Source organism: Streptomyces sp. MnatMP-M17, assembly GCF_900091995.1.
Classification (GTDB): Bacteria; Actinomycetota; Actinomycetes; order Streptomycetales; family Streptomycetaceae; genus Streptomyces.
In genome coordinates, this window is the sequence record NZ_FMDK01000635.1 from 1 (window position 1) to 8,852 (window position 8,852).

Here is an 8,852-nt window from a genome sequence, read left to right on the forward strand (position 1 = left end):
GGGCGCGGACCAGCCGAGTATCCGCCCCGGCGGGCCCGGCCGGGGCCGTCCGCCGCAGAGTTCGTCACCCCGCCACCTGCGGTTCAGCCGGCCCGGGGGCGGTCCGGAGCCGCCAAACCGGGCCTACCGGGGGCCCGGCAGATCCGCGAGCGCGGCCAGTGTCTCCTTGTGGCGGCCCGGTGAACCCAGTGCGAGCTCATCGGACTTGGCGCGCTTGAGGGCGAGATGCGCGGGATGCTCCCAGGTCATTCCGATCCCTCCGTGGAGCTGGACGCACTCCTCGGCCGCGTGGACGGCGACCCGTGCGCAGTACGCCTGGGCGAGGGCCACCGCGAGCGGTGCCTCGGCGCTGCCGGTGGCCAGCGCGTCGGCCGCGTTGCGGGCGTCGGCGCGGGCCGAGACGACCTCCAGCCAGAGCTGCGCCATCCGGTGCTTGAGCGCCTGGAAGGAGCCGACGGGACGGTTGAACTGATGCCGTTCACGCGTGTGCCGGACGGTCTCCTCCAGACACCATTCGGCAATGCCGAGCTGCTCGGAGGCGAGCAGCCCGGCCCCGGCCAGCAGTCCGCGGCGTACGGCGGCTTCCGCCAAGGGCGGCGCGGCGATCCGCAGACCCGCGGTGGCGTCGACGGTGACCGCGGCGAGCGGCCTGGTCAGATCGAGCGGTGTCAGCGGTGCGACGACGACGCCCGGCGACGCCGTCTCGACCGCGTACAGCCCGTCGTCCTCCAGCACCAGCAGCACATCCGCCCGCTGCGCGTCCGCCACACCCGTGATCGTCCCCGCGCCTACGGCCAGCGGCCCATCGGGCGCGGTGGTGAACGGTACGGCGAGCACCGCGACCCGGTGCCCATGGGCGAGCGCCGTGAGCAGTCCCGCGACATCCGTGCTCTCCGTGCTCTCACCGTCACAGGCGAGCAGCGTCTCGGTCGCGATCACCGAACTGGTCAGATACGGCGCCGCCGTGACGCTCCGGCCCAGCTCCTCCAGTACGACGGCGGCCTCGCGCGGGCCCGCGCCCTGGCCGCCGAGCTTCTCCGGGACGAGCAGCCCGGACACTCCGATCCCGGCACTGAGCGAGGTCCACAGCTCGGGATCGTACGGATCACCGGACTCGGCACGGACGAGCGCCGCCGGTACATCGTGGCGGTCGGCGAGCAGGGACCGTACGGCCGCTCGCAGATCGTCCTCGATGTCGGAGTAGAGCAGATCGGGAGAGGCCTCGGATCCGCTCGGCCGCAGCGTCATCGTGTCAGGTCCTTCCAGGGAACGTCCTTGTCGTCGCGCGGCTCGGAGGGCAGACCGAGGACGCGCTCAGCGACGATATTCAGCAGCACTTCGCTCGTACCGCCCTCGATGGAGTTGCCCTTCGAGCGCAGATAGCGGTAACCGGCGTCGCGTCCGGTGAAGTCGACCAGCTCGGGCCTTCTCATGGTCCAGTCGGAGTACAACAGGCCTTCCTCACCGAGGAGTTCGACCTCAAGTCCGCTGATCTCCTGATTGAGCCGGGCGAACGCGAGCTTCATTCCGCTTCCTTCGGGACCCGGCTGTCCGACGGCGAGCTGCTGGCGCAGCCGCTCGCCGGTGAGCCGGGCCACCTCGGCCTCCACCCAGAGCGTCAGCAGCCGCTGGTGCAGTTCGTGGGTACGCAGTTCGGGCCGCTCGCGCCAGGTACCGGCGACCGGGCCGATCATGCCACCCTCGCGCGGAAGCCGGGCGCCACCGATGGAGACCCGCTCGTTCATCAGCGTGGTCCGTGCGACCTTCCAGCCCTCGCCCACCTCGCCGAGCCGGTGCGCGTCCGGGATCCGTACATCGGTGAGGAACACCTCGTTGAACTCGGCCTCGCCGGTGATCTGGCGCAACGGCCGTACCTCGACACCGGGATCGGTCATATCGCAGAGGAAGTACGTGATGCCACGGTGCTTGGGCAGATCCGGATCGGTACGGGCGATGAGGATGGCCCAGCGGGCGAGATGCGCGCTGGACGTCCATACCTTCTGGCCGTTCACGATCCAGTCGCCGGTGGCGGAGTCGCCCTCGCGTACGGCGCGGGTGGCGAGCGCGGCGAGGTCCGAGCCGGCGCCCGGCTCGCTGAAGAGCTGGCACCACACCTCCTCGCCGACCCACAGAGGCCGCAGGAAGCGCTCCTTCTGTTCCCGGGTGCCGTAGCGCAGGATCGTCGGCGCGGCCATGCCGAGACCGATGCCGATCCGGCACGGATCGTTGTCGGGCGCGCCAACTGCGGCCAACTCCGCGTCCACGACGGTCTGGAGGGAGCGCGGCGCGTCAAGTCCGCCGAGTCCCACGGGATAGTGGACCCAGGCGAGTCCGGCGTCGAAGCGCGCCTTGAGGAAGTCGGTACGGTCGGTCCCGGCCGGCGGGTACTCGGCGAGCAACTTTCGGACGAGGGAGCGCAGTTGGGCGGCGTCAATCAGCGGTCGGCCGGTCAGCGGCCGAGTGGCGTCGCTCATCGGGCCGTGCCTTCCGGAAGGACCACGACCCGTCCGGTGGTGATACCGTCGGCGACCCGCTGGACGGCGTCGGCCGCGCCCTTCATCGGCACCCGCTCGCTGATCAGCGGCTTGATGGCACCTCGGGCCGCGAGCGCGGTCAGCTCCTCGTGACAGGCGGCCACCGCCGCCGGATCCTTGGCGGCGTACAGACCCCAGTGCAGCCCCAGGATCGAGTAGTTCTTCACCAGCGCGTGACCGAGGGCGGGGCTGGGAATGGCGCCGCTCGCGAAGCCGACGACCACGATGCGGCCCTCGAAGGCGACGCACTTGGTGGACCTGTCGAAGGCCTCGCCGCCCACCGGGTCGTACACCACATCCGCGCCCCGGCCGCCGGTGGCCTCCTTGACCGCCGCGACAAGGTCGTCCGTACGACGGTCGATCACCAGATCGCAGCCCAGTTCCAGGGCCACCCGGGCCTTGTCCGGGCCGCCGCCGGTGACCGGGCCGCCGACGACACCGATGACGGTGGCTCCCGCGGCCTTTCCGAGCTGTACGGCGGCGCTGCCGACACCGCCCGCCGCCGCGTGGACGAGCAGCGTTTCGCCCGCCCGCAGACGCGCCCGCCGGTGCAGTCCGAACCAGCCCGTCTGATAGCCGATCCGCAGGGCCGCCGCCTCGGCGTCGTCCAGGGCCTCGGGCGCGGGCAGGATCGTGGCCTCGTCGGCGACGGCGTACTCGGACAGTCCGCCGTACGGCAGGGCGGGCGTGGCGATGACCCGGCGTCCGTCCTCGGTCTCCCCGCAGATCTCCACGCCCGGCGTGAAGGGCAGCGGCGGCCGTACCTGGTACTGGCCGCGGCAGAGCAATACGTCCGGGAAGTTGATGTTCGCGGCCCGGACGCGCAGCAGCACCTGGCCGTCGGCGGGCTCGGGACGTTCCATCTCTTCGAGCCGCATCACATCGCCCGGCTCTCCGTTCCGGTGTACTCGCCATGCTTGCATTCAGGGCCTCCACACGATGGGCGGTACCGCACTCGACCGCATACTAAGCGGTCGCTTGCCACCGTGGGAACAGCCGTACCTGATCGCCGCGCCGGCCCGCCGTACACCGGTCGGCCGCGCGCGGTCGCGGTCACTCCGCGCTGATCTCGTGAACTCCCGGGCCGACGGGCTCCGTTCCGTCCGGGAAGATCGGAACCGGCCGGGTCCTGCGCAGATACGTCTCGGCGTGCCAGATCGCCTCACGCGCGGTGCGCTGTCCCATGAGTACGCACAAGGTGTACGCGACGTCCTCGAACCGCCCCCGGGTGGTCTCGTCGAGCGGATCGGCGAGGACGAGCCGTTCCCAGGCCCGGTAACGGGCCAGCAGATCAGCGACCAGATGTCTGTCCGGCAGCAGCATGTCCACCACCTCCCGTCATCGCGCGCAGCGCGAGACCAGTCCCCTGGGGGCCATTCTCCCCCCGCCTCCCCGCATCCGCTCGGCGAAGTCCGGCGGATGCGGGGCGGGCCGCCCGGCGGCCCGGAGCAGAGCGGGCGGAGAGCACAGCAGGCGGAGGAACTCAGTCCTCACCTCGCGCGAGCGCCAGCAGCCGGTCCAGCACACGCGGCGCGCCCGCGCGTACTCCGTCATGCTCGTACTCGTCCGTCACCCAGGTCCGCAGCCCGCGGATCGCCCGCGCGGTGCGCAGGGAGTGCTCGGTGTCGACATACATGTCGTCGTGGTAGACGACGGCGGCGACCGGCACCTCGTTGGCGGCGAGCCGGCCGGTGTCGTACAGCGCGGGCCAGTCGCCGCGGGCGGCGAGCAGTTCGGCGGTCTCGCGCAGCGGGCGCAGCGCCGGATCCGACTCGAAGTGCCACGGGTGGATGCTCTCGCCCGTGAAGTACAACGGGCCTTCGCCCGCGAGGGCCTTGGCCGCGTCGAAGCGGGTGAACTCGGCGCGCACGCGCTCGGCCGCCCAGTCGGTGGGCCGGCCGCCCCGGGCGTAGATCACCTCATGGAGCACGGCGTACAGCGGATGTCCGGCGTACGAGAGGGCCGCCGCCACGCCCTCCTGGAACGCGTCGGAGAGCACCGGGCCGCCGGGCGCGGCGACGAAGGCGTTCTCCAGCAGATAGTGGAGCTGATGGCTGCCGTCACCGCTGCCGAGCAGGATGCCGAGGGACTGGAAGGCCTCGGGCGTCAGGACGTAACCGCTCGGGAGTACGGGCCGGTACTCGGCGACATGCTCCGCGATCCGGCGCGCCCTGCCGATGTCCTGCGGATAGCGGGCGTAGTGGGCCTCCACCTTGCGCGCGATCCGCGGGTAGGCGGCGCGGTAGACCTCGTCGGCGGTGGCGTCCAGGGAGGGCAGTCCACCGGTGATCAGTACGGTACGCAGGCCCTCCGGCGCGGTGGAGAGATAGTGCGTGGCGCAGAAGCCGCCGAAGCTCTGGCCCAGCAGGGTCCAGGGCGCGCCGCCGGTCAGTCCGGGCCGGATGGTCTCGCAGTCGCGCACGATCGAGTCGGCGCGGAAGTGGGCGAGATAGTCGGCCTGCTCACGCGGACCGCCGCGCAGCGGCAGGCTCTGCCGGTTGGCCGGCGTGGACAGGCCCGTGCCGCGCTGGTCGAGGAGGAGCACCCGGAACTCCTGGAGGGCGCGGCCGAGCCAGGCCTGCCGTCCGATGAAGCGGCGGACGCCGAAGCCGGGACCGCCCTCCAGATACACCAGCCAGGGCAGGTCCGCGTCCGCCTTGGCACTCGCCACGACCTCACGCGCGAAGAGTTCGATCCGCTCGCCCGACGGATCACCGTGGTCCAGCGGGACCGAGAAGTGATGGTCGGTGAGGACGACGCCGGGCTGACGGTAGCTGGTCACGGGTGCTCCTGTTCTCGCTCGTCCCTGCCGGGGACGGTCACGGCGGACAGTTCAGCACACCGGCCCACTGGCGCTCGCGTACGAACCCTCGCGTACAGGCCCTGCCACGCCTCCCGGAGCGGGCGCACGGCCCTGACGCACCCGACTCGGACAGTCCCGGTCCGTGTGCGCCGGGACGCGCCCGCTCCTAGCGTGAGGACATGATCCGGTTCGAGCAGGTCACCAAGGTCTATCCGGACGGGACGGCCGCGGTACGGGATCTCTCCTTCGAGGTGGCCGAGGGCGAGCTGGTGACTCTGGTGGGGCCCTCGGGATGCGGCAAGACGACCACGATGATGATGGTGAACCGGCTGATCGAGCCGACCTCGGGCCGTGTCCTGGTCGAGGGCCGGGATGTCGCGGGCGTCGATCCGGTCGCCCTGCGCCGCCGTATCGGTTATGTCATCCAGCAGGTCGGGCTGTTCCCGCACCGGACGGTCCTCGACAACACCGCGACCGTGCCCGCCCTGATCGGCTGGAAGCGGGTGAAGGCCCGCGCACGGGCCGCCGAGCTGCTCGAACTGGTCGGGCTCGATCCCAAGATCTACGGTCCGCGCTATCCGGCGCAGCTGTCGGGCGGGCAGCGACAGCGCGTGGGAGTGGCACGGGCCCTGGCCGCCGATCCTCCGGTGCTGCTGATGGACGAGCCGTTCGGCGCGGTGGATCCGGTGGCGCGCGAGCGGCTCCAGAACGAGTTCCTGAGGCTCCAGGCGACGATGCGCAAGACCGTGCTGCTGGTGACGCACGACATCGAGGAGGCGGTACGGATGGGCGACCGTATCGCGGTGTACGGAGAAGGGCGCGTCGAGCAGTACGACACGCCGGCCGCGGTCCTCGGCGCTCCCGCCACCGCGTATGTGGCCCGCTTCGTCGGCGCGGACCGCGGGCTGAAGCGGCTGTCGGTCACCGCCGTCGAACCGGCCGATCTGGAGGAGCCTCCGGTGGCCAGGACCGATGAGCCGGCCCGGGACGCGGCGGCCCGGATGCGCGGACAGGGCGCCCGCTGGGCCGTGGTCCTGGGCACGGGCGGCGAACTCCACGGCTGGGTCTCCGCGGACGCGCTGGCCGAGGCCGGTGAGCGCGGTTCCGTCGGCGATCTGGCCCGCCGTATGGAGGCCTGGGTGCCGCTCGGCTCCCCGTTGAAGCAGGCGTTCAGCGAGATGCTCCAGCACGACGCGGGATGGGTGGCGGTCCTCGACGGCCCGCGCTTCCTCGGCGTACTGACTCCGGCGAAGCTCCATGAGGCCCTGCGCCGGTCGGTGGACGCGGACGCCCAGGGCATCGGACGCAGCGAGGTGGACTTCGACTCGGTGTCGGACGCGTAAGTCGCATCAGTCCGGTCAGCCCGAGGCGATCAGGCCCTTGGACTTGAGATACGCCGTGGCAACGTCCTCCGGCAGTCGGCGCCAGCTGTCCACCTGCTCGTTCATCGACGCCAGGTCCTTGGTCGTCAGTACGGTGTTCAGCTTGGACAGTGCGCCGGTCGCACCGGTGGCACCGGCCCGGGAGCGGTTGACGACCGGGACGATGTAGTCGGCGTTCTGGAGATGCCTGTCGTCCTCAAGGATCACCAGACCGAACTGGCCGAGCGTGGCGTCGGTGGTCGTGGTCAGCACCATCTGGTCCTGGCCGTCCTGGACGGCCTTCTTGGCCGGTGTCGTGCCCACGCCCTTGGGATCGATACCGGTGATGTTGATGCCGTACGTCTTCCGCAGCCCGGGCTCGCAGTACGGCCGCTCCACGCATTCGTCGCCCGCGGCCAGTCTGACGGGCAGCCCGGACGCGCCCAGATCGCTCAGTGTGCGCAGCCGGTGCTTCGCGGCGAAGGAGGCGGCGACGGCGAAGGCGTTCTGGTCGACGGCCCGGCCCGGATCGAGCACGGTGAGCCCGCGCGGAGCGGCCAGCGCGCGCAGCGCCCGCATGGTCGCGGCGAGATCGGGCGAGCCGACGGGCTTGGCGCCGGCGCCATGGGCCCTGGCGTTCAGCCAGTCCGCGAAGGTCGCCGCGTACTCCGGTACGACATCGATCTGGCCGCTCTCCAGGGCCGGTTCATAGATCTCGCGGTTGGTGACGGAGAGGATCCGGGTGTGGTAGCCCGCGCGGTTCAGCAGGAGCGCGTACATCTGGGCGAGCAGATCGCTCTCAGTGAAGCCGGCGGAACCGATGGTCAGATGTCTGCTGTCGCCGGGCGGCGCGGTGATCTCGCCACGGTGCTCCAGGGACGGGCCCGTGGTGCAGGTGGTGACGGCCAGCAGCAGGAGGGAGGCGACGGCGACACGGATCCGGAAGCCTCTCATCCGGCGCCGTCCCTGGCCCATCGCGGGCCCAGCCGCCGCATCGTCTCGAACACCGCCTCCACCAGCAGCGCGAACACGGCCACGAGAACCGCGCCCGCGACCACCTGCGCCGTGTCGGCGAGGTTGAAGCCGGCGGTGATGATCCGGCCGAGCCCGCCGCCGCCCACCAGGGCCGCCAGCGTGGCGGTCGCCACGAGCTGTACGGCGGCGATCTGTACACCGGTGAGGATCAGCGGCAGCGCGAGCGGCACCTCGACGCGCCGCAGGAGCTGACTCCCGGTCATTCCCATGCCACGCGCGGCCTGTACGACATCGCGGTCGACGCCTCGCATCCCTACGTAGGCGTTGGTGAGCAGCGGCGGGATCGCGAACAGGACCAGCGCGATGATCGTCGGCCAGTCTCCGTACGTACCGATCGGGGTGAGCAGCAGCAGTACGAGGACGGCGAAGGTGGGCACGGCCCGGCCGGCGTTGGAGACATTGACCGCGAGCGCGCCGCCCTTGCCGAGATGGCCCAGCACCAGGGCGACGGGCAGCGCGACGGCGCAGCTGAGGGCGAGACAGACGACGGTGAGGAAGAGATGTTCGCCGAGCCGGTGCCAGATGCCGTCGGGGCCCGACCAGTGCGTGGCGCTGGTGAGCCAGGACCAGGCGGCGGAGAGTGTGTTCACGCGCGCGCCGCCCTCGTCCAGGGAGTGAGCAGCCGCTGGAGTCCGAGCAGCAGCAGATCGGCGAGGACGGCGATGAGCACACAGAGGACGGAGGCGGTGAGCACCTGTGCCTTGAAGAAGGTGTTCATCCCGGCGTAGATGAGATTGCCGAGCCCGCCGTGGCCCACGATCGCTCCGACGGTGACGAGCGAGACGGCCGAGACGGTGGCGATCCGCAGCCCGGCCATGGCGGCGGGCAGGGCGAGCGGCACCTCGACGGCGAGCAGCAGCCGCAGCGGCCCGTATCCCAGACCGCGGGCGGCCTGCCGGGTCTCCTCGGGGACGGCGCGCAGTCCGGCGAGGATGTTCCGTACGAGCAGCGTCAGCGAGTACAGCACCAGCCCGGCGACGACGAGCGAGGCCGACAGCCCGTACAGCGGCAGCAGCAGGGAGAACATCGCGAGCGACGGGATGGTGTAGAGGACGGTGGTGATCCCGAGCACGGGCCCGCCGAGCCAGCTCCAGCGGCGGGCCGCCCGGGCGGGCGGGA

Annotated in this window: 9 protein-coding genes; 1 reads left to right on the forward strand and 8 read right to left on the reverse strand. The window is 71.4% G+C overall.

The window, feature by feature from the left end:
- Positions 1–123 precede the first annotated feature (123 nt).
- From GA0115259_RS26640 to GA0115259_RS26660, 5 genes are all read right to left on the reverse strand, one after another.
- Complete coding sequence (locus GA0115259_RS26640) at positions 124–1,248, reverse strand: acyl-CoA dehydrogenase family protein (RefSeq protein ID WP_093601737.1); 1,125 nt, start codon at positions 1,246–1,248, stop codon at positions 124–126.
- A complete protein-coding gene (locus GA0115259_RS26645; RefSeq protein ID WP_176732663.1) occupies positions 1,245–2,474 on the reverse strand; it encodes an acyl-CoA dehydrogenase family protein in 1,230 nt (409 codons plus the stop codon). Before GA0115259_RS26645 ends, GA0115259_RS26640 begins: the two co-directional genes overlap by 4 nt.
- Complete coding sequence (locus GA0115259_RS26650) at positions 2,471–3,457, reverse strand: NADPH:quinone oxidoreductase family protein (protein ID WP_093601740.1); 987 nt, start codon at positions 3,455–3,457, stop codon at positions 2,471–2,473. Before GA0115259_RS26650 ends, GA0115259_RS26645 begins: the two co-directional genes overlap by 4 nt.
- Before the next feature lie 130 nt (positions 3,458–3,587).
- Positions 3,588–3,857 carry a DUF5133 domain-containing protein gene (locus tag GA0115259_RS26655; RefSeq protein ID WP_066949895.1) on the reverse strand — a complete coding sequence of 90 codons (270 nt, stop codon included), beginning with the start codon at positions 3,855–3,857 and terminating at the stop codon, positions 3,588–3,590.
- Positions 3,858–4,017: 160 nt separating this feature from the next.
- Positions 4,018–5,316, reverse strand: a complete 1,299-nt coding sequence (locus GA0115259_RS26660; protein WP_093601742.1) for an alpha/beta fold hydrolase — start codon at positions 5,314–5,316, stop codon at positions 4,018–4,020.
- A 200-nt stretch (positions 5,317–5,516) separates the two neighbouring features.
- Between GA0115259_RS26660 and GA0115259_RS26665 the strand changes: the two genes are divergently transcribed.
- Positions 5,517–6,680: a betaine/proline/choline family ABC transporter ATP-binding protein gene (locus tag GA0115259_RS26665; protein ID WP_093601744.1), complete on the forward strand. Its 1,164-nt coding sequence runs from the start codon at positions 5,517–5,519 to the stop codon at positions 6,678–6,680.
- Positions 6,681–6,695: 15 nt separating this feature from the next.
- On the opposite strand, the gene GA0115259_RS26670 is transcribed toward GA0115259_RS26665, so the two are convergent.
- The 3 genes from GA0115259_RS26670 to GA0115259_RS26680 all read right to left on the reverse strand — a co-directional run.
- Positions 6,696–7,652 (reverse strand): ABC transporter substrate-binding protein, encoded by a 957-nt coding sequence (locus tag GA0115259_RS26670; protein ID WP_093601746.1) that lies wholly within the window; start codon positions 7,650–7,652, stop codon positions 6,696–6,698.
- Positions 7,649–8,323: an ABC transporter permease gene (locus tag GA0115259_RS26675; protein ID WP_093601748.1), complete on the reverse strand. Its 675-nt coding sequence runs from the start codon at positions 8,321–8,323 to the stop codon at positions 7,649–7,651. Before GA0115259_RS26675 ends, GA0115259_RS26670 begins: the two co-directional genes overlap by 4 nt.
- Positions 8,320–8,852, reverse strand: a 533-nt coding sequence (locus GA0115259_RS26680; RefSeq protein WP_093601752.1) for an ABC transporter permease, incomplete at its 5' end; no start/stop codon positions are given. The genes GA0115259_RS26680 and GA0115259_RS26675, both read right to left, overlap by 4 nt.

What these genes read in the sequence shown, in the direction of transcription:
- GA0115259_RS26650 (WP_093601740.1), bottom strand. Translation starts at nt 3,457, where the DNA reads ATGCAAGCATGGCGAGTACACCGGAACGGAGAGCCGGGCGATGTGATG.
- GA0115259_RS26655 (WP_066949895.1), bottom strand. Translation starts at nt 3,857, where the DNA reads ATGCTGCTGCCGGACAGACATCTGGTCGCTGATCTGCTGGCCCGTTAC.
- GA0115259_RS26640 (WP_093601737.1), bottom strand. Translation starts at nt 1,248, where the DNA reads ATGACGCTGCGGCCGAGCGGATCCGAGGCCTCTCCCGATCTGCTCTAC.
- GA0115259_RS26645 (WP_176732663.1), bottom strand. Translation starts at nt 2,474, where the DNA reads ATGAGCGACGCCACTCGGCCGCTGACCGGCCGACCGCTGATTGACGCC.
- GA0115259_RS26665 (WP_093601744.1), top strand. Translation starts at nt 5,517, where the DNA reads ATGATCCGGTTCGAGCAGGTCACCAAGGTCTATCCGGACGGGACGGCC.
- GA0115259_RS26670 (WP_093601746.1), bottom strand. Translation starts at nt 7,652, where the DNA reads ATGAGAGGCTTCCGGATCCGTGTCGCCGTCGCCTCCCTCCTGCTGCTG.